Genomic DNA, 414 nt, shown 5'->3' on the forward strand with positions numbered 1-414 from the left:
CAAAAATCACTGCCTCGGCCCGCAGCATCCATTCGCGCCAGCGCAGTTGCGGCGGCAGGTCTGCCAGCTCCCTGTCGAACAACACGTCATGCCGTGGCGCTCTCGCCGTCTGCTGCCTCCTTGCTGTGCCCGATCCGGTCGCCATCATAACCCAAAAATCCGGAATGACGTGCGGCCGGATAGCTCCCGCACCGCGCCAAAGCTCTCCAGCCGCTCGAACAGCCGGGTGGCAGCCCAGCGCGACAGATTGCCGCCAGGCGCCGAGGCCGGCAAGGCGTCCGCGTCGAGCAGTCTGCGGACGACCGCTTCAGCGCCCCTGCTGCGTAGCTTGGGTGCCGCTGCCTGCAGCTTTGCGGCGCGGCGATCGATCTCCCCGGCGCGCCGAAGTGCGTGAGCGGCGGCATCGGCCAGAGC

Annotated in this window: 1 protein-coding gene; it reads right to left on the reverse strand. The window is 68.6% G+C overall.

The annotated features are described in order from the left end of the window. Positions 1 to 144: 144 nt before the first annotated feature. Positions 145 to 414: DUF1403 family protein (locus tag AC1D0P_RS30620; RefSeq protein ID WP_477680170.1), on the reverse strand; the 270-nt coding region annotated here is incomplete at its 5' end.

This window comes from Polaromonas sp. P1_G2, assembly GCF_056405515.1.